This window comes from Nocardia sp. NPDC047038 (assembly GCF_040644075.1).
GTDB lineage: Bacteria > Actinomycetota > Actinomycetes > Mycobacteriales > Mycobacteriaceae > Nocardia > Nocardia sichangensis.
This window is the reverse complement of record NZ_JBEYVQ010000007.1, coordinates 103,370-128,846: the sequence shown is the minus strand read 5'-3', so window position 1 is coordinate 128,846 and position 25,477 is coordinate 103,370. Positions and strand designations below refer to the sequence as shown.

Genomic DNA, 25,477 nt, shown 5'->3' with positions numbered 1-25,477 from the left:
CATTACGATGCCGCTGGCATCGAATTCGTATCGATGCTTCCGATGTGCGGCCATTGTCGCGTGCGCCGTGGGCGCGGCGGTGGTGGACCGGACGGTGGAACCCGTGGTGACGAAGGAATGAGATGGGCGGACCGAAAGACATACCGGCTGATACCGGCTCGGCGGCCCGAGCGGCGAGCGCGTGTACGACCGGAAGCGACGAGGGGTAGCCGGTATGCGAATCGCGGTCACCGGCGGCACCGGCTATCTCGGTGCGCACACCGTTTCCGCACTATTGCGGGACGGGCATCAGGTCGTTCTGCTGGTCCATCCGAGTGAGTCCCTCGCCGCGGTGGTAGGCATGTTCGACGCCACGCCGGACATGCTCTCCGTGCTGCCCGGTGACATCAGGGACCCGCAGACCGTGGAGAAGTTGCTCGTCGGATGCGACGCCGTTCTGCACGCGGCAGGCGTGGTCGGCACCGACAACCGGCGCGAGCAGTTGATGTGGGAAGTCAACGCGGACGCCACTGCGATGGTGCTCGCCCGAGCGACGGCGCTCGGGCTGGACCCGATCGTGCACGTGGCCAGCTACAGCGCACTGTTTCCCAGCCCCGATCCGGTCATCACGCCGGACAGCCCCACCGCACCGGGTCGCAGCGCCTACGGCCGTACCAAGTCGGCCGCCGATCGGATCGCGCGGGCATTGCAGGCCACCGGCGCTCCGGTGGTGATCACCTATCCGTCCAGCGTCGTCGGCCCCGGTCTCGGGGCGCAGGCCGGGATCACCTCCGACGGTTGGGGCGCCATCCTGCGAGCCCGCGTCGCTCCGCGAATCCGGGGCGGGATGCAGATGATCGACGTCCGGGACGTGGCCGCCGTGCACGCCGCCGTCATGCGCCCCGGTCTCGGACCGAGGCGCTATCTGTGCGGCGGTCACCTGGTGGCCTTCGACGAGATCGTGGACATCTTGGAAAGCGCTGCCGGGCAACGGATCCGCCGGATACCGGTGCCGAAGGCCGCCCTGCTGGGAATCGGACGGCTCACCGACGCCGCCGCCCGATTCCTCCCGATCAGCGCGGGCCTCAGCTACGAGGCGGCGTGGTTGCTGACCACCGCCACGCCGACCGACGACTCCCGCACGCTGGCCGAGCTCGACCTGCGGTGGCGGCCCATCAGGGACGCCATCATCGAATCCGTGCGCCGCGAAACCGATTCCCACACCTGATGGGGCACGGGCCGGTCGGACCAGTTCCCGGCGGTCATGTGCTCGCCGGAGGCGGCATCACGCGACGGCAGTTCCCTCGAGCTCGACCAACTGGCCCGGTATCGCCAGCCGTGTGACCCCGAGCATCGTGGTAGTCGGTGCCACCCCGGAAGCACCCAATCTCGACGCCAGCACACCGTAGTGCTGGAAAAGCAGATCGACGTCGGTGGTGTAGACGTTGAGCCGGACGAGGTTCGCGAGAGACATGTCGGCCTCGCCCAGCACGGCCTCCAGGTTGTCCAGGCTCAGCGCCAACTGCCCCGCCATGTCACCGTCATGCTTGGGCTTGCCGTCGCCGCTCATCGCGGTCTGCCCGGAGCAGTACAGGGTCCGGGTGTGGCCGCAGACGAGCTCGCCCTGGTTGAATCCCATCTCCACCGACCACGTCACCGGGTTGACTGCCGTTCGTTCGACTACCACATCAGCTCCCATTCGATTTCGAAGTACGTACGTCCTGTCGGCCCGGTAGCCGCTGTCCATGACGTCGTGGTGCTGAGCCTCCCAGCGAATCACGACATCCTGTGTCGTGTATTCGTTAGAGTTTTCGTATGCGCGCCGACCGGTTGGTCTCGCTGGTGCTACTGCTGCGCCAGCGCGGTCGGCTGACTGCGACCGAGCTGGCCGACGAGCTGGAGGTGTCGACCCGCACCGTGTTGCGCGACATCGAGGCGCTGTCCGCGGCCGGTGTCCCGGTCTACGCCGAACGCGGCCGACACGGCGGTTACGCGTTGTTACCCGGGTTTAGGACCGAGCTCACCGGGCTGAACCACGACGAGGCGCTTGCCCTGCTGATCGCCGGATCACGGCGCGGCGCGCAGGCATTCGGCCTCGGCTCGGCGCTTGCTTCGGCGATGCTCAAGGTGATCGACGCGCTACCCGAGAGCTACCGGGACACCGCGGCTGACGTGGCCGAGCGATTGCTCGTCGACCCGCAGACCGATCTGCTGTCGCGTCGGCTGATCGCTGAGGAAGTGCCCGACACCATATCGGCGGAGATCCGGCGCGCGGTGTTCGCCGGACACAAGCTGCGCATCCACTACGCGGCCGTGGACCAGACCCCGAAGTGGCGCACGGTGGACCCGATCGGCCTGGTCATCGTTCGCGACCAGGGTTACCTGCTGGCCACGAGATCTGGCGCGGACCGCACCTACCGGCTGTCGCGGGTGCTGGCTGCGAAGGAACTCTCCGAACCGGCACAGCGACCGGGCCGGGTCGATCTGGACCGGGCGTGGCAGGAACGCAGCACGCGGTTCCGGACCGGCGGCGACCGAATCGCCGTGCTGGTACGGGTGAACCCAGCCCGGCGAGAGGAACTCGTGAGCACCGCAGTGGCCGTCCGCACCGAGGAAACCGACACCGACGGCTGGCTGCGGCTGGAGCTGATATTCCAAGACTCGCGACACGCCGAATGGGCGCTGTGGCAGCTCACCACAGACGTGGAAGCACTGGCCCCGCAGTCGTTGCGCACTTCCCTTCGCTACCGCGCCGCCGCGATCGCCACCTACTACGGGGAGCCATCCTGAGAGTCATCGCCTGCTGACGTCACCCCGGTGAGTATCGCGATCCGCTCGCCGCAGGCACGGGCGACCGCCGTCGGCCCACTGTAGGCAGACCGACGGTCCTTCGACGTGAGCCGAACCTGGCGGGACCACCGCCACGCCGACCCACGACTCCCGCACCCCGGCAGAACTCGGCCTGCTCTGGCGGCCCATCCGGAAAGCCATCATCGAATCAATGCGACGCGAACGGGTTCCCGCCCGCGACGGGGTTCGGTCCGGTCAGATCATTTCCCGGGAAATGGCCGCGACCAAACCGCCGTCGATGATCAGATCCTGCCCGTTGACGTAGGACGCCTCGGCGGACGCGAGGAAGGCCACGGCGTCGGCCACGTCCTCGGCGGTGCCGAGTCGGCGGCTCGCCACTTCGGCGAGCACGGCGGTGTGCGCGTCGGGGCTGACGTTGTCGTGGAACATCGGAGTCTCGATATAGCCGGGGCTCACCGAGTTCACCCGGATCCCTCGGGGGCCCAGCTCCGCCGCGAGGCTGCGGGCCAGGTTGTGCACGGCCGCCTTGGTGGCCGCGTACAGCGACGCGCCAGGCAGGCCGCGGTGCAGGGTCCACGACGCGTTGATGACGATCGCCGCGTGCACGGACAGCAGCGGCAGCGCCTTCTGGACGGTGAAGAACACGCCCTTGAAGTTGATGTCCACGACGCGCGCGAACTCGTCTTCGCTGATCTCGGCGTTCGGCCGGAAGGACGCGACGCCCGCGTTGGCGAACACGACGTCCAATCGGCCGTGCCGGTCGCGGACGGCGGCGGTGAGCGCCTCGAGATCGGCCGAGCGCGCCGCGTCAGCCTGGACCGCGAGCACCCGGTCGCCGCCGCGCAGTGCGTCGACCGCCGCGTCCAGTCTGGCCTTGTCCCGGCCGGTGATGACCACCTGTGCGCCTTCGGCGAGCAGCCGTCGTGCGGTAGCCAGCCCCATGCCGCTCGAGCCGCCGGTGACGAGTGCGATCTTGCCGCCGAATCGGGAGATGTTGTGCGTCATGGGAATCAGCGTGCCGAAGGTCCGGGCGGGCGAACAGTGTCCAGTCGACCTAGGTGTGGCGCCACCAGGCTGCGGTCACCCCGGGGCGGTGAGCGCGACGCGCATCAGATCCTCCACCCGCTCCGCGCTCTCCGGCTGCGGGTTGTAGAGCACCAGGAACCAGCCGGGGTGGTCGGTCACCGCGAGGGTGGTCGTGTCGAACACCAGGTCGCCGGCGTCGGGATGGCGTACCGCCTTCACGGCCTGGACGGCGGCGTCCACGTCGTGGCGGGCCCACAACCGGGCGAATTCTGGGCTGGCGGCGCTGAGTTCGCCGACCACCCGGCCGAATTCCGGATCGTCGGGAGCGTAGGCGGCGTCGGCGCGGAAAGCGGCCACGACGGCGGGCGCGATCGCGGTCCAAGCCACGTGCATGCCGCGATACCGGGGGTTGCGGAAGAAGGAGACCAGGCAGTTGTGGTCGGCGGCGGTGAATCCGAAGACGGTGCGCGCCGTGTCGTTGACCGCGAGCAGATTCCAGTAGCGGTCCCGCAGCACGGCGGGCCGCGCTCCCCAAGCGTCGAGCAGTCGGCGCAACTGCGGGGTGACCTCGGCGTCACGCGCCGGGCCCGGCGGCGGCGGATTGAGACCGGCGAGCAGATACAGATGCCGTCGCTCCGGGCCGGACAGGCGCAGCGCCGCGCCGACGGCGTCCAGCACCTCCGCCGACACCGTGATGTCGCGTCCCTGCTCCAGCCACGTGTACCAGGAGACGCCGACCCCGGCGAGCATCGCGACCTCCTCCCGCCGCAGGCCGGGCGTCCGCCGCTTGCCCACGGTCGGCAGACCGACGTCGCGCGGCGTGAGCCTGGCTCTGCGGGTGCGGAGGAAGTCGCGCAGCTGCGCGCGCCGGTGCGGCGCCGGGGAATCACTGGCCATGGGCACGGTAACAACCCGTGCGCCGAATCAGTTCCCCAGATACACCGGGAACGCTTCGAGGTCGTTCTGGGTGAGCACCGGCAGGTTGCGGATCTGTTCGACCGGCACGGCGAAGCGCAGGCCGGGGAAGCGGGCGAACAGGGCGGGCAGCGCGATGCCCGCTTCCATGCGGGCGAGCGCGGCGCCGGGGCAGATATGCGGGCCGTAGCCGAAAGCCAAGTGCCGGTTGGCCGTCGGGCGGGAGACGTCGAAGTCGTCGGCGTCGTTGCCGTGCACGGCGAAGTCCCGGCCGATCGCACGGTAGGACATGACCACACCCTCGCCCTTCTCGATGACGGTGTCGCCGACGGCGATGTCCTCGGTGGCGAAGCGCATGAGCAGATGGGTGACCGGGCTGTCCCAGCGCAGGGTCTCCTCCACCGTGGCGTCCCAGGTGTGGTCACCGGCGTGGACGGCGCTCAGCTGCTCCGGCCGCGCCAGCAGGGCGCGCACGGCGTTGAGGATGAGGCCGATCGTGGTTTCGTGCCCGGCGGCTACCAGCGCCTTCAGGTTGCCGACCACTTCCTCTTCGGTCAACGGCTCGGCGTCGTCGCCGCCGACGATGAAGGCGCTGGTCAGGTCGTCGGTCGGGTCGGCGGTCTTCTTGCGCACCAATTCGGTGAAATACAGGTCCAATTCGTCGATCACCCGCAGCCGCTCGTCCTGCGGCGTCAGCAGCGAGAAGAACGCTTTGTACCGGTCGAGCAGCATCGGATGGTCGGCGCGGTCCACGCCCATCAGCTCGCTGACGACCCGCATCGGCAGCGGGTAGGCGAACACCGTCTTGAGGTCGACCGCCGCGCCGTCGCGTCCGGCCTCGGCCAGGTCGTCGAGCAGTTCTGCGGTCATCCGCTCGACCGCGGGACGCAGCGCGTCGAGCCTGCGCTTGGTCAACGCCTGGGTGGTCTTGATCCGCAGCCTGCGGTGCTCGGGACCGTCGACGGTGAACATGGAACGGCCCGCGTCGACCATGCCGATCAGCGGCCACTGCCTGGTCACCGCGCCGGACTGCCACAGCGACCAGGCGTTGATGTCCTTGACCAGCCTGGTGTCGACGAGCAGCTGCCTGGCCAGTGCGTGCTGGGTGACGGTCCAAGCGGGCACGCCGAGCAACTCGATCCGGGTGAGCGGACCCGCGGCGCGCAGCCTGCTGGTCTCTCCGCCCAGGTCGCCGACCATCGGATCGATGACAAGGGCTGCTGCGTGTGGGCATTCTCTGCTCACGGGGTACCTCCGACGGCGCGAACGGGTGTGAAGCGGACGGGCAGGGATGTCATGCCGCGCAGGAAGGCCGACGGTCGCCGGACCAGGTTCTGGGCGGGCACCGCGAGATCGAGGTCGGGCAGCCGGTCGAGCAGCACCTCGATGCCGGTGCGCGCGACGACCTCGGCGATCTCCTGCGCGGGAAACGGGCAGCGGTATTCGCCGTAGCTGAACGCGAAGTGCGCGCTGTTGCCCGAGTGCGCCGGCTCGGCACCGTCGGAAACATGCTGGCGCACATGGGGATCGGCGTTGGCCGCAGCCAGGCCGAGCAGCAGCATGTCACCGGCCCGGATGACCTTGTCGCCGAGCCGCGTGTCGCGGGCTGCCCACCGTCCGGCGAGGATCTGGGTCGGGGTGTCCTCCCACAGCACTTCGTTCATCGCCTGGCCCACACTGTGTCGCCCGCCGCCGAGCGCCGCGGCGAACCGGTCGTCGGTGAGCATGAGCCGCACCGAGTTCCCGATCCAGTCGGCCGTGGGCAGGTATCCGGCGGCGGTGATCGCCATCAGGTCGAGGACGTATTCCTCGTCGGAGAACGGACCGGGATGCGCCAGCATCCAGGACACCAAATCGGCGCCTCGCGCGACTTTCTTGGTCGCGAGCAACCGCCCCATGTGCTCGGCGAACTGCTGATGCGCGGCCTGGGCGTCGGCCCCGCCGTCGGCGAGCGTCTTCATCGTCCACGCCAGCCGCGGTCCGTCCGCGTCGGGGAAGCCGAGGATCCGCGCCAGGGCCAGCACCGGCAGCGGTTCGGCGAAATCGGCGACCAGCTCCGCTTCGCCCCTGCCGCAGAACGCGTCGATCAGGCGGTCGGCCAAGTCCTCGCAGGTGCGGCGCAATTCGAAGGTGTCGACCGTCTCCAACGCCGGTTCCACCATCGCCACGTGCCTGCGGTGCTCCGCGCCCGCGGTGAAATAGATCGACGGCATCGGCTGCCCGACCATCGGCAGCAAGGGCCAGTCCGGCGGGATGTTCGGCCACTGGTTCCACCGCCCGACATCGCGGGGGAACAACTCGGGATCGTTGGTCACCTGATGCAATTCGCGGTAGCCGATGACCAGCCACGCGGGGACGCCGCCGGGCAGCTCCACGGCGACCACCGGTCCGTGCTCCCGGCGCATCTCGTGATAGAGCTGATGCGGGTCGGTATGGAAACGCGGGCCGCTCAACGTGACCGGTGCGGTGCGGACGGGGCAGCTGTCGGTGGAACTCGGCGCGGGCGTGGTCATGACGCGGCCTCCGGAGTCGGGAACAAGGGGCGCCGGGCCGCCGGGGACGGCGCGCGGGAATAGAGGTGCTCGACGAGGGTGATGAGGACGCCCTTGCCGGACTCGCGGGAGCGGGCGTCGCAGTCGATCACCGGCACGTGCCGATCGAGGTCGAGCGCGTCGCGGACCTCGTCGGGGCGGTGGCCTTCGCCGAAGTCGTTGCAGGCGACGACGAACGGCGTCTTCTGGTGTTCCAGCCGGTCGACCGCGTACCAGGAATCCGCGATCCGGTGCGGGTCGACGAGCACGATCGCGCCGAGCGCGCCGGTGAACAGCCGATCCCAGAGGAACCGGAACCGCTGTTGTCCCGGTGCGCCGAACAGGTACAGCACGTGCTCGTCGTCGATGGTGATGCGCCCGAAGTCGAAGGCGACGGTCGTCGTCGATTTGCCCGGCGCGCCACTGGGATCGTCGACCTCCAGCCCCTCGTCGGTCATGATCGCCTCGGTATCGAGCGGCCGGATCTCGCTGACCGCGCGGACCATCGTCGTCTTGCCGACGCCGAAACCGCCGACGATGACGACCTTCAGTCCCCGCGTGGTCGCACGGTGCAGGGGCGCGTCCGCGCGGGCGGGACGCGGATCAGAGCTTGCGGAGTCCAACGAGCACCTTCTCGAGCGTCGTGGTGTCGGGCAGGCAGTGCCATGGCGAGTCGGATGGACCGGCCTGCGGAGGACGCACGGTGATCTTGCCCGCGTGCAGCAGGTCGGACAGCAGGATGGTCGCGATGCCGACCGGAATCCGCAGCTCGGCCGCGATTTCGACGACGGCGGTCGGAGCTCGGCACAGGTCGAGGATCGCCACGTGCTCGGACTGCATGCCCGGCGTCGGCGCGCACTCGCTGACCACCAGGGTGACCAGATCGAAGGTGTCGGAGTCCGGTTTGCTGCGCCCGCCGGTCAGCGTGTATAGCCGATCGGGGTCGTCGTCGCGGCCTGGTCTGCTCACGACACGCCCGCTCCCGGGAAGCGCGGCGTGGCCGCCAAGTGTTCGCCGAGCTGTTCCACCAGCTCCCGCATATTGTGCCCGACCAGCCCGGCGTCCGCGTCCTCTGCGGCGACGACCGCGATGTGCGCGCCGAGCCCGGCTTCGACGATGAACAGGATGCCGCCGTAGAACTCCGTCATCGACTGGCGCACCCCGGGCCGGCCGTCGCCGAATTCCACCGACGCGCCGTGCGAGAGGCTCTGAATGCCCGCCGAGATGGCGGCGAGCTGGTCGGCTCCGTCCACGGTGAGTTCGGGCGTGTGGCAGATCTTCAACCCGTCGCTGGACAGCAGCAGAGCGTGCCTGGTGCGCGGTGTGCGGGTGAGCAGCTGTTCCAATAGCCAGCTCAGCTGGGCGGTCTCGGAGGTCGTCATCGTTCGTTCTCCATGGAGACGGAAGGGGCAGGGGGAGTGGTGGTGGCGCTGCCGGTCGTGGGCCCGGACACCGCGCGCTGGAACGCGCCGAGCGAGTCCGGTCGTGCCGGAGGAGGAGTCGGTGCGGCGGCCTCCGGCGCGCTGATGCCCTCGGGATGGACAGCGGCCAGCGTGCTGCCGCGACGCCGCTTGGGCAGCGCTCGGGGCGCGACGGCGGGAGCGTCCAGCGCGGGCGACGGACGCACGGCCTCCCGATCGGCGGATTCGTGGTCGAGCGGCGCGGCCGCGCGAGACCGCTCCCGCGCGACGGGCAGCGTGCCCGTGGTGGTGGACGGCTGCGGCCGTTCCGCGCGGGTGGTGAGGTCTCGCGGGATCACCACGACCACGGCGGTGCCGCCGATGGCGGAAGGCCGATAGGAGACGGTGAGCCCGTGCTTGCGCGCCAGATTGCCCACCACGGCGAGGCCGAGCCTGGTCCCGGTCAGTGAGGACAGGTCGGCTCCGGCCCCGCGGGCGTCCGGCGCGCCTGCCGAGACCGCCGCCTCGGCCCGGCGCAACGCCGACTCGCTCATGACCAATCCGCTGTCCTCGATGGTGATGATCACGCCCGCCGGAACCTCGGCGGCGTAGACGTGCACCTCGGTGGTGGGCGGGGAGAAGTTGCAGGCGTTGTCGAGCAGTTCCGCGAGCGCGTGCATGACGCCTTCCGCGGCGTGACCGGAGACCGCGATGTCGGCGATCGCGCGCAACCGGACTCGCTGATAGCCCGCCACACGTCCCATCGCGCCACGCAGAATCGATTCCATCGCAATGGGTTTGGCCCAGCGGCGGCCGGATCGCGCGCCGCTGAGCACGGCGATGCTGTCGGCGAGCCTGCCCGCCTGGGCGGTGCGGTGATCGAGCTGCAGCAGATCGGCGAGCACGGTGGGGTCGCCGTGGCGGTGCTCCATCTCGCGCAGCTCCGCGAGCATGCTCGTGGTCATCGCCTGCATGCGGCCCGCCGCGCCCGCGAAGGCCGCCATGGCCGCGGCGCGACGACTGTCACTGCTCTTCGCGCGCGCTTCGTATTCGGCGACCGCCGCGCTCGCGGCGGTGACCTCGGCCTCCGCGCCGCTGGCGACGAGCGCTCGGTCGTCCCTGGCCCGGCCTGCGTCCCGCCGGGCGTGCCGGGCCTGCCGACGGAAGTGGACGGCCGCCGTGGTGGCGGCGCACAGGGCGACGGCGGCGGCGGTGGCGCCTGCCGCGAGTGGGATCCGGAATTCGGCGGGCGCGTAGTACACCGCCGCCGTGACGACGGCAGCGGTCGCGACAACGCAGGCCCACAATGTCGCGTACGGCGGTTTCGGATGCCGGACGGCGTCTTCGCCGGGCTCATTCACCGCCGGATTCAACAACTCTGACAAGTTCCGTACTTCCGCACTCGCGCTTGCCGCCGGGAAACGGCACAGCTGCCCCCTTCTGCGTGCCTCGGCACCCCAAATATGCAGACCGACAAGCAGTTTCGAAATATCGCGGCCCGAGCATAGCGGGGTGGGCGGTGCGGCGCCACTCGGGCGTATTTCACGGGAAAGCGGCGCGGGCGGATATTCCGCTGCCGTGTCGATGCTCGGATTACGCTGACGACGCGCCGAAAAGTGCTACACGGCGACGCGCTCGGTGCGAAATGGGGAAATTAACGTTTGCCTAGAATTCACTATCGGTATGCCGGGGCGTCCTACGTGCGGCCGTATTACCCGATGCGATATTGCAAGCTTGGATTATCGACGCGTCATGCGATCGCGTCCGCGAGTGGCGGTGGCGCCGGGGCGGTGTGGCCGGCCCGCCGGGCTTCCCGGGGGGCCGTAGCCGAGCCGCTGTCGTTCGATCAGAGTTGTGCGGTTTGCTCGCACGGGGGCAGTCCGTCGGCCTGGCGGAGCACTTCGGCGACGGACTCCAGGTACAGCAGGGTGCGCAGCGATACGCCGTTCACGGCCTGTCCGAGGCGGCGCAGGGCCGAATTGTCAAGGTGCGCGATCACTTCGGCGTCGCATGCCCGGTCGGGACCGGGATCGAACACGAAATAGTTGGGGTCGAGCCCGAACACGTGGGCCAGCCCGGCGCGGGTCTGCTCCGGGAGCGTGGCGACCTGACCGCGTCGAACTTTCGTCAGGTGACCTGGTTCCAGGTCGTACCCGGCTGCGGTCACCCATGTCTCGACCGTATCGTCGGCGAGCGGGCGCCCGTGCGCACGCTCCCACATCTCGAACGCTAGGTTCAGCCGGGCAGTGATATCGATTTCCACAACCGCCTCCACCTTCTGACGACATAGCCTCTTGACGGGTCACACATTGACTCGACCGTAGCGTGGTAGTAGTCGATCGCCGTGATTTCACGGCAAATGTCCGGTTGCATAGGGGGCGGAACATACTCGATCCCCGATTTCCGGGGACGGCGAGCTCGAGGAGGCGGGTGTGCGGCTGAGTTCCGAGGAGGCGCGCAAACGATTCGCGACCAGTCCGGTCGCACGGTTGGCAACGGTTTCGCCGCAACTGCGCCCGCATTTGGTGCCCATAGTCTTCGCAGTGGCGGGGGAGGTCGTCTACACCAGCGTCGACGCGAAACCGAAGACGACCACGGCGCTGCGCCGCCTGGACAATATCGCGGCCAACCCCGCGGTCGCCGTGCTCGTCGACCGGTACGGCGACGACTGGACCCAGCTGTGGTGGGCTCGCGCCGACGGTGCGGCCCGCATCGCGGACGGCGCCGAGGCGCAGGCGGCGATCGGTCACTTGACCGCGCGTTACTCCCAGTACGAACAGCAGCCGCCCCCGGGCCCGGTGATAGCCATCGATGTGGCCCGGTGGTCGGGGTGGTCCGCCCGCTGAGCGAGCCGCGCCGATTCGGGTACAGTCCGATTCGTGATCTCCCGTTGCGGGGGTCGTCGAGCCGAACCACCCGTCGAGCCGATCGTGAGGATCGTATGCCCTCGAATTTCGCGCTGAAGGCCATGAATACGGCGCATCGCGTCCTACTGAAGATCAGCTTCGGGAAACTGGGCAACGACTTCTCCGGCATGCCGTCGCTCGAGCTCACCACGACCGGCCGCAAATCGGGCCGGCCGCACGCGGTGATGCTCACGGCGCCGATCGTCGACGGTGACACCTATGTCGTGGTCGCTTCGCGGGGCGGCGACCCCGTCCACCCGGCGTGGTTCCTGAACCTGCGCGACAACCCGGACGTCGTCGTGTCGGTGCGCAACGGGCCGAAGGTGCCGATGACGGCTCGGGTGGCCACCGGCGAGGAGCGGGCGGCGTTGTGGCCCCGGGTCACCTCCGCGCAGTCGGTCTACGCCGGTTATCAGACGAAGACCACGCGCGAGATTCCGCTCGTCCTGTTGACGCCGAAGGGTTGAGAGCGGCGCGCCGGATCGGTGACCGTCAGGCGCGATAGTCGCGCAGCACCGGGCCGAGGCATCCGGCCGCCGCGAGCGCGCCCGCACCGAACATCGCCGGATAGCCGAGACCGAACGTGTCGTGCAGGAACGAAAGCAGGGCCGGGGTGCCGAATCCCAGGTAGCTCGCGGAGTAGAACACGGCTGTCAGCCCGGCCAGATCGTCCGGGCGGGCGATGCGTTCGATCTCCTGCAGCCCGGCCACCAGACCGATGCCGTAACCGGCTCCCAGCACCACGGCGGCGGCCACCGTCGCCCACAGGGTCAACAGACCGGAAGCCGTCGCGGCGAGCGCCATCCCGATCGTGACCGCGAGCAGTGCCACCGCCGCCGCCCGCGCGGTGCCGGGCCGGTCGATCCGGCGCGCGACGGACTGGACGGCGAACCCGCAGCCGAGGGTGATGACACAGATCATGGCGGAGAACGCGATCGGCGCCGCGCCGACCCGAGGCGCCATCAGCGCGGGCAGCACCGCGTAGGCCGCCGCGGCGGAGGTGAACAGCCACAACGCGGCAGGCAATGCCACCGTGCGGAAGCGCCGGTGCCCCGCCGCGGGAATGCGCAGGTCGTCGCGGAGGCTCCCCGGATTTCGCCGCCCGGAGACGGTTTCCGGGGTACGCCGGACCCACACGGCGGCGATCAGGCACAGGCCTACGTTGATCAGATACGCCAAGGTGTTCGGCCACGGCGCCCATTGCGCGAGTACACCGGCGCAGCAAGCGCCGATGGCGAAGCCCGCGGTGAGGCTCATCGCGGAGCGGCGCGCGCCCGTGCCCGCGGGAAGCTGCGGACTATAGGGCGGTTGTGCCAGCTCTTTGAGCCAGCTGCCGCCGACCGCCATCGCCAGCCCGAGCGCGATGCCGCACAGCACCCGTCCCGCCGACAGGAGCGGCACCGAAGCGGACCCGACCGCGAGCAGCAGTGAACCTGCCGCGGCGATCAGCGGCGCCGGCCGCAGCAGGGCCCGGCGGCCGTGGCGATCCGACAGCGGGCCGCCGATCAGCAACGCGGGCACGATGCCGAGCACGTAATAGAAAAGCAGCAGGTCGACGGTCGTGGCCGCCAGCCCGTCGCTCTTGTACATCACCAGCAGCGGTGTGAATTCGTTTCCGCCCCAAGCGATCGCGAACATCGCGGCGGCGACGCCCGGCCATCGGCTCGAGACGACCCGGTCGCGGGGCGCGGTGACGGTGAGTGTCGCCATCACCGGCCTCGTAGTTCCAGTTGGTGCACGCCGGACAGGTGCTCGACCAGCGCGTCGGCGAACCCGTCGACGTCCGAGGACGCGACGAGGTCGGCCAGCCGCGCGTGCTGCTCGATGATCCGGGTGATGTCGACCGGGCCGCGGTGCAGGGCGACGCTGTTCATCCGGCGCTGGCGTTCCCGCAGCGAGTCGTAGAAACCCGACAGCAGGGGATTGCCACCGGCCAGGACGTAGGTGCGGTGGAAGTCGGTGTCGGCGACCGCGAATCCGTCGAGATCGCCCGCGGCGGCCAGCTCGCGCTGCCGCCGGATCGAGGAACGCAACGCCTCGACCAGCATGCCGGGGTCGTTCGCGGTGGCGCTGCGGACCGCGGCGGTCTCCACCACGTACCTGGCATGCGCGACGTGCTCGGCCTCGTCGGGCGGGATCGGCGCCACCAGCGCGCCGCGCTTCGGGTACAGCTTCATCCACCCCTCGGTCTCCAGCCGCAGGAACGCCTCGCGCACCGGCGTGCGGGAGGTGCCCAGGTCGGCGGCGATCTCGCCCTCGCTGATCAGCTCCCCGCCCGCGAGCGCGCCGGACAGGATGCGCTCCTTCACGGCGCGATAGGCCTGCTCAGCGGATGAATACGTCTTAGACACAAGTTGTATCTTAGCCTCGCGTTCGCCAGGAGTTCGCGAGGGGTGGACCGACCGGCCGCGTCCTACCAAGCAGCGATCGCGGAAGGTCCGTGGCGAGCATTGGCATGGCGTACCCGGGCACTGACCGCCCCACGTGCGGTCGGACGAGCAGGACGCGGCGGCCCCCGCGACAGGTGGCTCCGTTCACCGACCGGGTGGTGCGGCGGATGTCACGTTCGGACCGGACCGCGCATTCGGGCGCGCCGACGCTGCTGCCGGGAACGGTGGGCCTTCCGGCTCTGGCGACGCCGTGCAGGCTAGCGGTGCGAAAGGGCGACCGGGCGGGGATGCGGGCGTGCCTGCTCGAGTTGCGCGGCGACCGGAAGAATCGTCGTCTCGCCGTTCGTGGGGCCCACCAGCTGCACCGACAGCGGAAGCCCGTCGTCGCCTACGCCCGCGGGCAGCGAGGCGGCGGGGTGACCGGTGACGTTCCACAGCTCGGTGTAGGCGACCATCGGAATCGAGGCGAGCTGGGCTCGTACCGTGTTCGCCCCGTCGAGCACGCCGAGCCGCGGCGGGCGGATCGCGATGGTGGGAGTCAGCAGCAGATCACATTCGGTGAAGACGCGGTCCATCTTGCGCGTCAACGCCTCACCGCGCCGGATCGCCCATTCGACGACCGGCCTGCGCGCCCAGGCGCCGACTGCCATCGTCTGCTTGGTGCGGCGTTCGAGCAGTTCCGGATGATCGATCTCGGCCAGTTCCGCGCGCACGCCGCCGAAGAACTGCGGGAAGAACGCGTGCATGGATTCGGGATAGTGCGGGTCGATCTCGGCCACCGTGTGGCCCAGTTCGGTGAGCAATTTCGCGGTGTCGCGGACGGCGCGCACATACTGCGGATCGAGTTTCACCATCAGGGCGTGCGGTTTGGTGCTGTAGCCGATGCGCAGCGGACGGGCCGGTTCGCGCGCCGCCGCCTCGAACGAGGTCGGCGGTTCCGGAGCCCGGAATCGGTCGGTGGGGGTGCTGCCGCGGATGACGTCGTAGACGACGGCGGAGTCCAGCACGCCGCGGGTCAGCGGCCCGGCGGCACCCAACGCCCACCACAGGTGCTCGTTCGGGGACATCGGCACACGCCCGCGTTGCGGCTTGAGACCGAATAATCCGCAGCATGCCGCCGGGATCCGGATCGACCCGCCGCCGTCGCCTGCGAGTGCGACGGGCACCAGCCCGGCCGCCACCGCGGCGGCCGACCCGCCGCTCGATCCGCCCGGAGAGCGGCTCGGGTCCCACGGATTGCGGGTGACGCCGAACGTGCTGGACTCGGTGAACGGCCACTGCCCGAATTCCGGCATCGCGGTCTTGCCGACGATGATCGCCCCGGCCGCGCGCAGCCTGCGCACGGCTTCGGCGTCCGCCACGGCCGGCGTGGCATTCGCCCTGGTGCCGAAGGTGGTCACCACACCGGCGACATCGAACTCGTCTTTCACCGCGACCGGCACCCCGTGCAACGGGCCGACCGGCTCGCCCGCCGCGCGCTCGCGATCCCGCTCGACGGCCGCCGCCTTGGCCTCATCCCGCAGGACATGGGTGAACGCGCCGAGATCCGCCGCGGCATCGATTTCGTCGAGCGTCGCCTCGACCAGTTGCTCCGCCGAAAGCGCGCCCTGGGCCAGTAACTCGCGCTGTTCGAGCACACCCGCCGACACGGCCTCGCGCAGGTCCATCCGCCACCGCTCCTTCCGAGCCGCGCGACGTCGCGGCTGTCGCCGATGCCGACGTTTTCGACCGTAAGCAGTCGAGCGACCTTTCCGCAATGGTGTACCCGCCGACGGCCCGCGTGGTCAGGAAGTCGCCGGGCCTTCCGCCGCGGCGGGCCGGGGCCGCTCGAGCCTGGAATGGGTGCGCGAGTAGGTGAAGTAGACGATCAGGCCGACGACCAGCCAGATCACGAAACGCGCCCAGGTCTCCCACGGCAGCGACCAGATCAGATACACCGAGAACCCGACGCCGATCAGCGGCACGACCGGCATGAACGGCAGGCGGAACTCGCGCGGCTCGTCGGGGCGGGTGCGCCGCAGCACGATCACGGCTACGGACACCACGATGAACGCCATCAGGATGCCGATATTGGTCAGTTCGGCCACCACGGTGATGTCCAGCAGACCGGCCATCAGCGCGGCTCCGATGCCGACGATCCAGGTCACTCTGGTGGGCACCTTCCGGACCGGATGGGTCTTGGCGAACCATTCCGGCAGCAGCCCGTCGCGGCTCATGGCGAACCACACGCGGGTGACGCCGAGCATGAAGGTGAGCACCACGGTGACGATGCCGATGATGGCGCCGATCGCGATGATGTTCGCGACGCCCGGCTGCCCGACCGATTCGAACGCGGTGGAGAACCCGCTGGTCGGGCTGATCTCGGTGTACTTCTGCATGCCGGTGAGCACCAGGGTTGCCAGGACGTAGAGGACCATGGCGATGGCCAGTGAATAGATGATCGCCTTCGGCAGATGCTTCTTGCCCTCGGTGGACTCCTCGGCGGCGGTGCTCATCGCGTCGTAGCCGAACACGGCGAAGAAGACGGTGGCCGCGCCCGTCCACACCGCGCCCGTGCCGAACGGGAAGTAGGGGGTGTAGTTCGAGCTGTCGATGTGGAACACGCCGAGCGCGATGATCAGCACGACGAGGGCCACCTTGATGCCGACGGCGACGGTCTCGAACCGGCCGACGCTGCGGATGCCGCGCGAGAGCAGCCAGGCCGTACCGAGGCAGAACAGCATGGCGAACACGTCGACGACGTGGCCGTCACCCGTTCCCGCCGCGCCCAGCATCCAATCCGGCACTGCGATGTCGACCTGTTCCAGCAGGAATTTGAAGTAGCCGGAGACGCCGATGGCCACCACCGCCGCGACCGCGACGTACTCCAGCAGCAGATCCCAGCCGATGAACCAGCCCGCGATCTCGCCGAGCGACACGTATCCGTAGGTGTAGGCGGACCCGGCCTTGGGCACCATCCCGGCGAACTCGGCGTAACACAGCGCGGCGGCGGCGCTGGCCACACCCGCGATGAGGAACGAGATCAACACCGAAGGCCCGGTGACCGAGTGCGCCACCGCGCCTGCCAAGGTGAAGATGCCCGCGCCGATGATGCCGCCGACACCGATCGCGGTGAGCTGCCACAGGCCGAGCGACCGCGACAACTGCTCGTCGGCCGCGGCGGCTTCGTCGTCGACCTCGCCGAGCGGCTTTCGGCGCGTCATCTGGGCGCGTAGGTGAGCGAGGACCATGCTGTTCCTTAAAGCTGTATTCGTTTCTCCAGCGCCGACGGCACGTACTCGGTCGAAACCGAGTGTTCCGCCAGTATGGTCGCGTGGCGTCGCAAGTGGCGGCGAAAAGCGTGCCAGTGCTGGTGACTCGGTTCAGTGGGCTTCGCCTGTCCGCGCTCCCGCTCAGCGGTCGCGGAAGGAGCGCAAAAAGAACGCGATGTTGGCGGGGCGCTCGGCCAGCCTGCGCATGAAGTAGCCGTACCACTGGTCTCCGTAGGGCACGTAGACGCGCAGTGTGTGGCCCACTCCGGCCAGGCGCCGCTGTTCGGTGTCGCGGATGCCGTGCAGCATCTGGAACTCGAAATCGCCTGATTTCCGGCCGCTTTCCCGCACGTGGCGCAGCGCGGCATCGATCAGCGCCGGGTCGTGCGTGGCGATCATCGGATAGCCCTTGCCTTCCATCAGAACCCGCAGGCACCGCAGATAGGACTCGTCCACGGCGGAACGGCTCTGATAGGCCACCGACGCGGGTTCGCGATAGGCGCCCTTGCACAAGCGGATCCGCGATCCCGGGCCCGCGAAGGTGCGGCAGTCCTCCTCGGTGCGTTTGAGATAGGCCTGCAAGACCGTGCCGAGCCATGGGAAGTCCAAACGCAGCTCGCGCACGATCGCCAGCGTCGCGTCGGTCGTGGTGTGGTCTTCGGCGTCGACGGTCACCCAGACCCCGGCGGACTTCGCCGCCGTGCAGATCTCGTAGGCGTGCTCCCGGGCGATCGCGTATCCGTTCTGCGGGAGCGACTGGCCCAGCGCGGAAAGCTTGAGCGATATCTCCAGCTGCGGCACCGGAGCATCGTTCACGGCCCGCAGTTCCGCCAGCGCCGACAGCAACCGCAGGTAGTGCACGACGGTGCCGCGGGCGCTGTCGAGATCGGTGGTGTCCTCGCCGAGGTAGTCGATGGTGACCGAGCGGCCGGAGCCGAGCAGCGCCGAGGTCGCGGCGACCGCGTCACCCTCGGTCTCGCCCGCGATGAAACGGTCGACCACCTTCTTGGTGGCCGGGATGCGGGTGATCGCGCGCTCCACGCGCGGGGAGCGGGAGGCCGCCAGCACGGCGGGCCGCAGCAGTCCGGAGAAGGCCATCACAACTCCTGGTGCGGGTAGCGGTGGTCGGTCGCGGGGACGAAGGTTTCCTTGATCGTGCGAGCGGAGGTCCAGCGCAGCAGGTTCTGTGCCGAGCCTGCCTTGTCGTTGGTGCCCGACGCGCGCGACCCGCCGAACGGCTGCTGGCCGACGACCGCGCCGGTGGGTTTGTCGTTGATGTAGAAGTTGCCTGCCGCGAAGCGCAACCGGTCGGCGGCCGTGGCGATCGCCGTGCGATCCCGGGCGATGACCGAGCCGGTCAGGCCGTAGGGCGAACCACGGTCGATCAGGTCGAGCACGGACTCGAACGAGCCACGGACCGAATCGTCGTACACGTGCACGGCCAGGATCGGGCCGAAGTACTCGGTGCGGAACGCCTCGTCGGCCGGGTCGTCGCCGAGCAGGACGGTCGGCTCGACGAAATAGCCGATGCTGTCGTCGGCGTGGCCGCCCGCGGCGATGGTCAGGCTCGGGGTCGCCTTGGCGCGCGCGAGGGCTTCGGTGTTCTTGTCGAAGGCCCGCCGATCGATGAGGGCGCCGCCGAAGTGACCGAAATCGGTGACATCGCCGTAGCTGAGCCCGGCCACCCGGTCGATGAACTCGCGGCCCATCCGGTCCCACACCGATCGTGGCAGGAAAGCGCGCGAGGCGGCCGAGCACTTCTGGCCCTGGTAGTCGAACGCGCCACGGATCAGGGCCGTACTCAGTACGTCCGGATCGGCGGAGCTGTGCGCGACGACGAAGTCCTTGCCGCCGGTCTCGCCGACCAGGCGCGGGTAGGAGTCGTAGCGGTCGAGATGCGCCGCGACGGTGCGCCAGAGGTGGCGGAAGGTCGCGGTGGATCCGGTGAAGTGGATGCCGGCGAGCCGGTGGTCGGCCAGTGCCACCTCCGACACTTCGGGGCCCGCGCCGTGCACCATGTTGATCACGCCTGGCGGCAGCCCCGCCGCCTCGAGCAGCTTCATCGTCCAGTACGCCGCCACCGATTGGGTGAGAGCCGGTTTCCACACCACGGTGTTGCCCATCAGCGCGGGTGCGGTGGGCAGGTTGCCCGCGATGGCGGAGAAGTTGAACGGCGTGATCGCGTAGACGAATCCCTCGAGCGGCCGGTAGTCCATCCGATTCCACACTCCGGGCGCCGAGATCGGCTGATCCGCCAGGATCCGTTGAGCGAAGTGCACATTGAAACGCCAGAAGTCCACCAGCTCGCAGGGGGTGTCGATCTCGGCCTGGTAGGCCGTCTTCGACTGGCCCAGCATCGTTGCGGCGGCGATGGTTTCGCGCCACGGCCCGGCCAGCAGGTCCGCGGCGCGCAGGAAGATCGCGGCGCGCTCGGCGAACGGCAGCGCACGCCACCCCGGTGCCGCGGCGGCGGCCGCCGCGATGGCGTCGCGAACCTCGCCGGGCCCGGCCGTGGTGAGCGTGCCGAGCACGGCGGCGTGCCGGTGCGGCTGCGTCACCGTGACGCGTTCGCCCGAGCCGTGCCGATGCACACCGCCGATGACGTGGGTGACCTCCGTCGGGGTCGCGGCCAGATCGGCCAGCTTGGTCCGCAGGCGCTCGCGTTCCGCCGTGCCCGGCGCGAAGCTGCCCACCGGCTCGTTGACCGGCGGGGGCGGGGACACGACGGCGTCCATGGAACCTCCAGTTGTCAGATGAATTTTTGGTACTGGGAAGTCAACACCGGAAAACTGTCCGGACAATGAGCCGATTGGACAAAGATGAGGCAAATGCGTTGTCGAGTTGGCCGAAGGACGGGAACGTGGGCGGGGATGGTGAGGAAGTCGCCGCGGACATCGACCTGTTCGCGCTGGCGCAGATGATCGCGGACCACGCGGGCGGGATGGTGTCGATCGAGGACCCGCAGTCGCATGTGCTCGCGTACTCGGCGTCCGACGAGACCGCCGACGAGTTGCGTGTGCGATCGATCCTTGGCAGGGAAGGACCGCCGGAGTACCTGAGCCTGCTGCGGCAGTGGGGCGTGCTCGATCGGCTGCGCGACACAGACGAGATCGTCGACGTGCCCGCCCACGACGAGTTGAACATCAAGCGCAGGCTGGCGATCGGGATACGCCGACCCACCGACGCGCGGGCACGCGCTCCGCGCGTGCTCGGCGCGATCTGGCTGCAGCAGGGGGATCGGCCGTTCCACCCGGACGCGGCGGAGATCCTGCGCGGCGCGGCGGCCGTCGCGGGACGCCTGATCTCCCGGAGCCTGGACGCGCCCACCACCGAGGCGCTGCTGATCCGCCGGCTGTTCGGCGCGGGTGCGGCGGTCGACGCCGCGGCGGTGGCGAACGCGCTGCATCTGCCGTCGACCGGTCCGGCCGCGGTGATCGGCTTCGCGCTCGCGTCGGGCGAGCACGCGTCCGGCGCCGACCGGGCCGCGCTGGGTGGCGTACTCCGGTTGCGTGCCAGTTCCTTTCGCGGTGACTCGGTGACCACCGCGATCGGTGACCGCGTCTACGTGCTGCTGCCGGGCTACCGATCCGAGCAGGCGGTGACGGCCTGGACACGTCAGTTGATCGAGCACTTCGACGCGAAGGGGTCGCTGTCGCTGCGGGCCGCGATCGCCTGCCCGGTGCCCGATCTCGGCCGGGTGGCCGACGCGCGCGCCGAGGTCGATCGGGTCCTCGACCGCACCGCCGCGTCGCCCGCGAGCCGGGTGACCACCCTCGCTGAGGCGCGCACCGCGGTGCTGCTCGGCGAGGTGCTCGATCTGGTGGCAGCGCGGGCGGAACTGCGCGATCCGCGGCTCGGCGCACTGTTCGACTACGACCGCAAGCATTCCGCGAACCTGCGCGACAGCGTCGAGACCTATCTGCGCGAACACGGCGACGTGCGCGACGCCGCCGCGGCACTGTGCGTGCATCCGAACACGCTGCGCTACCGGCTGCGCCGGGTCGAGGACATCCTCGGCATGAATCTCGACGACCCCGCCGACCGCCTGCTGCTGGAGATCCAGCTCGCCCTGCACCGCCGCCCGCGTAAGCCAGAGGCATCCGGTTGACGACGGCTGCCGGTGGCGACCACCGCGACGGGTTCGCGTCGTCGCGATGATCGCCACCACCGTGGCGGCAACCGGCATCGGTTCGCGGCATTGCGAGGCCCCACCGCGCTGGGACCTGCGCTGATGGCTTCCGGCCGCTGACCGGCCCGCTGTGCGATACGTCTGCCGAACGGGTTCGCCGGGCTCTACAGTTGAGCGCGGGAAGCCGGGGCACGACCCCCGGAAGTCCGGGTCCCCGTCACGGAGGACGAGATGACGACGCGACGTCAGACGCTCGAGGTGGGGTCGCGATTCGGGCCGTATCGCCTGGATCGCCTGATCGGTCGTGGCGGCATGGGGGAAGTGTTCGAGGCCTACGACACCGTCAAGGATCGTGTCATCGCGCTGAAGGTGTTGCCGGAGCGGTTGCACGACGACCCGGTGTTCCGGGAACGATTCCGGCGCGAATCGCACGTCGCGGCGCGGCTGCAGGAACCGCACATCATCCCGATCCACGACTACGGCGAGATCGACGGCCGGCTCTACATCGACATGCGCTTGGTCGGCGGCGACAGCTTGCGCGCGCTGCTGAAGGCGCAGGGGCCGCTGGAGCCGGAGCGGGCGGTCGCGATCATCCGGCAGATCGCCGCAGCGCTGGACGCCGCGCACGCCGACGGCCTGGTGCACCGCGACATCAAACCGGACAACATCCTGCTCACCCCCGACGGCTTCGCCTATCTCGTGGACTTCGGGATCGCGCAGTCGGCGACCGGGGAAAGTCTCACCGGCACCGGCTCGGCGATCGGGTCGTTCCACTACATGGCGCCCGAGCGGTTCCACTCGCGCACGGTCACCCCCGCCGCCGACATCTATGCCCTGACCTGCGTGCTGTACGAGTGCCTGACCGGTTCGCGGCCGTACCCCCGCGACACCGAAGCGCAGATCATCTCCGCGCACCTGTTCGAGCCGCCGCCGCAGCCGCACTCGCACCGTCCCGGCCTGCCCCTCCGGCTGGACGACGTCGTCGCGCGCGGCATGGCCAAAGATCCGCAGGCGCGGTACGGCACCGCGGGTGATCTGGGGGCGGCGGCGCAGGCGGCGGTCGTGGCGGGCCCGGCTACGGGCCCGTCGGAGTCGGTCGGGACCGCGGACGCGCCTGCCGGTGCGGATAGTCCGGAGGACCGGTCGGAGGCGGCGGTCCGCGGTCACCGCCCGAGGCGGCCACACCGCCGTCGGTTGTTGCGTGTGCTCGCCCTGCTGGGCGTCGTGCTGCTCGCCGCCACGCTCGGCTTCCTGGGCTGGGAGCTGATCCGGCCTACCCCCGGCACCGCCGTGCCCGACGCGAGCGCGCCGAACGGCGCCGACGTCGAACTGCTCTCACTGGTCGGCCCCTCCGGCTACAAACGCGCGAATTGTGTGCACGAGACTCCCGACGCTCCCACGGTCGCCGTCGTGTTCTGCGCCGCGAATCCGGCGGCGAGCGACCCCGTGGCGCGATTCCTGCGGTTTCGCACCGTCGACCAACTACGCGGCTACACGTCGTCGTTGCTGACCGGGCTGCACGGACACAACTGCCCGGGAGACCCGCCGGGGCCGGACGGGCCGATGCTGCGCGACGGCGTGGAAGTCGGCCGCAAGTCGTGTTTCGAGAGCAAGATGGACGATCCCGCCGCGCCGCGGCCCGCGCTGCTGCTCACGGACGAGCGGGCTTCGGCGGCCGCGGTGTACATCTGGAACCCCGACGAGCAGGCGTACCGCGACTATGCCGCCGTGCGTAACCGCCTCGGGTTCCGCACCTCCGACGTCGCCCGCGATCCCGACTATTTCACGCAGGCCGATCATGCGGTGCTGAACCATCTGGCCGGTGATTTCGGGCCGGCCAACTGCCGCCACGCCGACCCGCCGCCCGGTCCGGTGGCCGCGGCGCTGGCCTGCGGGACGAAGGCCGGATTTCCGGCCGCGGAGTTCTTCGGCCTCTCGAACCCGGAGTCCGCGACGGCACTGTACGAGGCCGACCGCGCGCAGTTCTCCGGCCATGTCTGCGGTCGCGGCGACCAGGGAGACGATGTCTGGCGACAGGACGGCAAAGTCCTCGGCCGTTATTTCTGCTATCCGAACACCGATGCGGCGCTCGGCCCGAGCTGTCTGCTGGTGATCCATCAGAAGTACGCGGTCATCGGGAATTTCTGCACGCTGCGCGCCGATCACCCGGAACCGGGGCCGAAGAGCGAAGCCGACCTGACGGCGTGGTTCCACCAGTATTTCGGCTAGTCCCCCGGCCCGCGCCGCGGTGGCAGCGCGGTTGCCCCACACCGAGTTTCCGTCTTTCGAGTTGCCCTCCGGCGGGGTTTCGGGGAAGCTGGACGGTCACGGGCGCGAGTAGCACACCCTCTCCTCCCTTCGGCGGCAGTTCACCGATCGGGGGCGGTTTCGGTGTCGTTCGTCCGATCTCGGTTCATCCTCGGTTACTTGGTGGCGCTACCGTTTCCGGTACGCGGAAAAAGGAGCCGGCGGCATGGAGTTCCGACATCTGGTTTCGTCCATCACGATTGCCGAAGAGCTGCATTTCGGCCGCGCAGCGCAGCGCTTGCATCTCACGCAGCCCAGTCTCAGTGCCCAGCTGCAGAAGCTGGAGAAATCGCTCGGCGTGCAACTGGTCGCACGCAACTCGCACGAGGTCAAACTGACTCCGGCGGGCCGGGAGTTCGAGAGTCAGGCCCGGCTCATCGTGGCGCAGATGGACCGCGCGGCCCAGGCCGCGAAGGCGACCGCCGAAGGGCGGGCGGGCACCTCAACATCGGGTACAACCTTCCGGCCAGCAGACACGTGCTGCCGGAGGCGCTCACCAGGATGACGGAGCGACATCCCGACATCGTGGTGTCGCTGTGGGAGAAGCGCACCGGCCCGCAGCTGGCGGCGCTCTCCGACGGGTCGCTGGACCTCGCCCTCGTGTACGGCCATCCCAGTACGACCGACTTCCGGTACCGGCGGCTGCTGCACCGGGTGCCACTGGTCGCCGTGGTCGGGCGCAGGCATCGGTGGGCCGACCGGCCCGGCGTTCCCTTCGCCGAACTGGAGGGCCAGGAATGTGTGCTCTTCGCCAGGGAACAGTGTCCGGCCATGTACGACTCGATCTTCCGTGCGGCGGCGGATTCCAGGATCTCCCTCGCCGTGGCGCAGACCGCCGACGACCCGGGTGCGACGGCGCACATGGTCTCGGTGCGCCCGCTGGTGGGCTTCGCCTCGCTGCCGCGGGCGATTTCGATTTGCGCAGGTTCCGGAGAAACGATGCAATCTCAGAGAACTCGACGACGACGGATTCCTGCGGAGCACCGGGCGCAAGAAGGAGATCCTGGTGATCTCCGGCGGCAAGAACGTGGCGCCCACGCCGCTGGAAGACCGGATCCGGCTGCCTCCGCTGGTGTCCAACTGCATGGTGCTCGGCGACGGCCGCGATTTCGTCCATCGGCTGCCTCGGCGACATCATCGCGATCGGCGCCCTGGGCACCATCGCGGGCCAGATCCTGGTCACCGCCCCGGTGGCGATCGGCGCCGCCGTCCAGTACTTCTCCACTAGCAACCAGCCTCCCGTCCAGGTGAAGTAGATAGCGGCGAAGAACCCGACGTCTCGTTCGTTGGGGGACACCCGACCCCGTCCGGCTGCACCGCCGGGCGGGGTCTTTCCCGTTCGGTGGGGGTCCGATCAGGGTGCGTCCCGAATCCGCCGCGGCGCACCGGCGCGGAGACGCCACCGGGGGTTCACCTCGGTGTGGCGCACGGACTCGGAAGCGCCGACCCGGTGGCCAGATCGCAGACGCCACTGGTGAATATCTGCAAGGGCGCGGTGACCAAGAGCACGAGAATCCCGATGACGTCGCCACGCTGGAGGAAGTACACGGCCGATTGGGCCGCTGCCGCCCCGGAATCCACCGCCGACGAGCCGGTTCCGGCCGCGACAGCGGTCGCCGGGGCGGAGCTGATCGGTTCGGCCGTCGCACCGGCCGCGGTGACGACGAGTGTCACCGCCGCGACCGAGGCGGCGGCGAGGCGAAGGGGGGTACGCATCATTGCGCTCCTATGTTGAAGAATATTGATTCACATAATAGCTAGAGTGTGCACTGTTGTACGCGAGATCGCGGAGCAAGTTACGCTGTCTGCGGGCGATATCTTGCTGTGGACTC

23 protein-coding genes and 2 pseudogenes are annotated in these 25,477 nt (G+C 69.5%); 8 read left to right on the top strand and 17 right to left on the bottom strand.

What is annotated here, in order from left to right; translation table 11 throughout:
* Positions 1-214 precede the first annotated feature (214 nt).
* Positions 215-1,207 (top strand): NAD-dependent epimerase/dehydratase family protein, encoded by a 993-nt coding sequence (locus tag ABZ824_RS23640; protein ID WP_356965380.1) that lies wholly within the window; start codon positions 215-217, stop codon positions 1,205-1,207.
* A gap of 57 nt (positions 1,208-1,264) precedes the next feature.
* Here the strand turns inward: ABZ824_RS23640 and ABZ824_RS23635 are convergent, their stop codons facing one another.
* Entirely contained in the window at positions 1,265-1,618 is a 354-nt protein-coding gene (locus ABZ824_RS23635) for a RidA family protein (RefSeq protein ID WP_356965581.1), read from the bottom strand.
* Positions 1,619-1,794: 176 nt separating this feature from the next.
* On the opposite strand from ABZ824_RS23635, the gene ABZ824_RS23630 reads away from it, so the two are divergent.
* A complete protein-coding gene (locus ABZ824_RS23630; RefSeq protein WP_356965379.1) occupies positions 1,795-2,769 on the top strand; it encodes a WYL domain-containing protein in 975 nt (324 codons plus the stop codon).
* 255 nt (positions 2,770-3,024) lie between these two features.
* Here ABZ824_RS23630 and ABZ824_RS23625 read toward each other — a convergent pair whose 3' ends face one another.
* The 9 genes from ABZ824_RS23625 to ABZ824_RS23585 form a co-directional block, all read right to left on the bottom strand.
* A complete protein-coding gene (locus tag ABZ824_RS23625) occupies positions 3,025-3,795 on the bottom strand; it encodes a glucose 1-dehydrogenase (RefSeq protein WP_356965378.1) in 771 nt (256 codons plus the stop codon).
* A 75-nt stretch (positions 3,796-3,870) separates the two neighbouring features.
* Positions 3,871-4,713 carry a helix-turn-helix transcriptional regulator gene (locus ABZ824_RS23620; RefSeq protein WP_356965377.1) on the bottom strand — a complete coding sequence of 281 codons (843 nt, stop codon included), beginning with the start codon at positions 4,711-4,713 and terminating at the stop codon, positions 3,871-3,873.
* Between the two features lie 27 nt (positions 4,714-4,740).
* On the bottom strand, positions 4,741-5,976 hold the full coding sequence (locus ABZ824_RS23615) for a cytochrome P450 (RefSeq protein WP_356965376.1): 1,236 nt from the start codon (positions 5,974-5,976) through the stop codon (positions 4,741-4,743).
* Complete coding sequence (locus tag ABZ824_RS23610) at positions 5,973-7,244, bottom strand: cytochrome P450 (RefSeq protein WP_356965375.1); 1,272 nt, start codon at positions 7,242-7,244, stop codon at positions 5,973-5,975. Before ABZ824_RS23610 ends, ABZ824_RS23615 begins: the two co-directional genes overlap by 4 nt.
* Complete coding sequence (locus ABZ824_RS23605; protein WP_356965580.1) at positions 7,241-7,813, bottom strand: ATP/GTP-binding protein; 573 nt, start codon at positions 7,811-7,813, stop codon at positions 7,241-7,243. Before ABZ824_RS23605 ends, ABZ824_RS23610 begins: the two co-directional genes overlap by 4 nt.
* A 52-nt stretch (positions 7,814-7,865) precedes the next feature.
* On the bottom strand, positions 7,866-8,231 hold the full coding sequence (locus ABZ824_RS23600; protein ID WP_355076479.1) for a DUF742 domain-containing protein: 366 nt from the start codon (positions 8,229-8,231) through the stop codon (positions 7,866-7,868).
* On the bottom strand, positions 8,228-8,644 hold the full coding sequence (locus ABZ824_RS23595) for a roadblock/LC7 domain-containing protein (protein ID WP_355076477.1): 417 nt from the start codon (positions 8,642-8,644) through the stop codon (positions 8,228-8,230). The genes ABZ824_RS23600 and ABZ824_RS23595 overlap by 4 nt, the downstream gene beginning before the upstream one ends.
* Positions 8,641-10,023, bottom strand: coding sequence for an ATP-binding protein (locus tag ABZ824_RS23590; protein ID WP_356965374.1), 1,383 nt, complete (start codon positions 10,021-10,023; stop codon positions 8,641-8,643). The genes ABZ824_RS23595 and ABZ824_RS23590 overlap by 4 nt, the downstream gene beginning before the upstream one ends.
* A gap of 485 nt (positions 10,024-10,508) precedes the next feature.
* The gene (locus ABZ824_RS23585; RefSeq protein WP_355076474.1) at positions 10,509-10,925 is read right to left on the bottom strand and encodes a hypothetical protein; all 417 of its coding nucleotides are present in this window, start codon (positions 10,923-10,925) and stop codon (positions 10,509-10,511) included.
* Between the two features lie 175 nt (positions 10,926-11,100).
* Between ABZ824_RS23585 and ABZ824_RS23580 the strand changes: the two genes are divergently transcribed.
* Positions 11,101-11,508, top strand: a complete 408-nt coding sequence (locus ABZ824_RS23580; RefSeq protein WP_355076705.1) for a TIGR03668 family PPOX class F420-dependent oxidoreductase — start codon at positions 11,101-11,103, stop codon at positions 11,506-11,508.
* A gap of 95 nt (positions 11,509-11,603) precedes the next feature.
* Positions 11,604-12,035, top strand: coding sequence for a nitroreductase/quinone reductase family protein (locus ABZ824_RS23575; RefSeq protein ID WP_356965373.1), 432 nt, complete (start codon positions 11,604-11,606; stop codon positions 12,033-12,035).
* 25 nt (positions 12,036-12,060) lie between these two features.
* Here the strand turns inward: ABZ824_RS23575 and ABZ824_RS23570 are convergent, their stop codons facing one another.
* The 6 genes from ABZ824_RS23570 to pruA form a co-directional block, all read right to left on the bottom strand.
* Complete coding sequence (locus tag ABZ824_RS23570) at positions 12,061-13,278, bottom strand: MFS transporter (protein WP_356965372.1); 1,218 nt, start codon at positions 13,276-13,278, stop codon at positions 12,061-12,063.
* A complete protein-coding gene (locus ABZ824_RS23565) occupies positions 13,278-13,919 on the bottom strand; it encodes a GntR family transcriptional regulator (protein WP_355076469.1) in 642 nt (213 codons plus the stop codon). The genes ABZ824_RS23570 and ABZ824_RS23565 overlap by 1 nt, the downstream gene beginning before the upstream one ends.
* 296 nt (positions 13,920-14,215) lie before the next feature.
* A complete protein-coding gene (locus ABZ824_RS23560; protein ID WP_356965371.1) occupies positions 14,216-15,625 on the bottom strand; it encodes an amidase in 1,410 nt (469 codons plus the stop codon).
* Between the two features lie 117 nt (positions 15,626-15,742).
* Positions 15,743-17,188: an amino acid permease gene (locus ABZ824_RS23555; protein WP_356965370.1), complete on the bottom strand. Its 1,446-nt coding sequence runs from the start codon at positions 17,186-17,188 to the stop codon at positions 15,743-15,745.
* 162 nt (positions 17,189-17,350) lie between these two features.
* The gene (locus tag ABZ824_RS23550) at positions 17,351-18,307 is read right to left on the bottom strand and encodes a proline dehydrogenase family protein (protein ID WP_356965369.1); all 957 of its coding nucleotides are present in this window, start codon (positions 18,305-18,307) and stop codon (positions 17,351-17,353) included.
* Complete coding sequence (gene pruA / locus ABZ824_RS23545; protein WP_356965368.1) at positions 18,307-19,944, bottom strand: L-glutamate gamma-semialdehyde dehydrogenase; 1,638 nt, start codon at positions 19,942-19,944, stop codon at positions 18,307-18,309. Before pruA ends, ABZ824_RS23550 begins: the two co-directional genes overlap by 1 nt.
* A 125-nt stretch (positions 19,945-20,069) precedes the next feature.
* Between pruA and ABZ824_RS23540 the strand changes: the two genes are divergently transcribed.
* From ABZ824_RS23540 to ABZ824_RS23525, 4 genes and pseudogenes are all read left to right on the top strand, one after another.
* Positions 20,070-21,317 (top strand): helix-turn-helix domain-containing protein, encoded by a 1,248-nt coding sequence (locus ABZ824_RS23540; protein WP_356965367.1) that lies wholly within the window; start codon positions 20,070-20,072, stop codon positions 21,315-21,317.
* A gap of 252 nt (positions 21,318-21,569) precedes the next feature.
* Complete coding sequence (locus ABZ824_RS23535) at positions 21,570-23,567, top strand: serine/threonine-protein kinase (RefSeq protein WP_356965366.1); 1,998 nt, start codon at positions 21,570-21,572, stop codon at positions 23,565-23,567.
* A 244-nt stretch (positions 23,568-23,811) separates the two neighbouring features.
* A pseudogene (locus tag ABZ824_RS23530) lies at positions 23,812-24,563 on the top strand (LysR substrate-binding domain-containing protein); the annotation flags it as partial.
* A gap of 25 nt (positions 24,564-24,588) precedes the next feature.
* Positions 24,589-24,759 (top strand): annotated as a pseudogene (locus tag ABZ824_RS23525) (long-chain fatty acid--CoA ligase); the annotation flags it as partial.
* A gap of 296 nt (positions 24,760-25,055) precedes the next feature.
* Here ABZ824_RS23525 and ABZ824_RS23520 read toward each other — a convergent pair.
* Positions 25,056-25,361: a hypothetical protein gene (locus ABZ824_RS23520; protein WP_356965365.1), complete on the bottom strand. Its 306-nt coding sequence runs from the start codon at positions 25,359-25,361 to the stop codon at positions 25,056-25,058.
* Between the last annotated feature and the right edge of the window lie 116 nt (positions 25,362-25,477).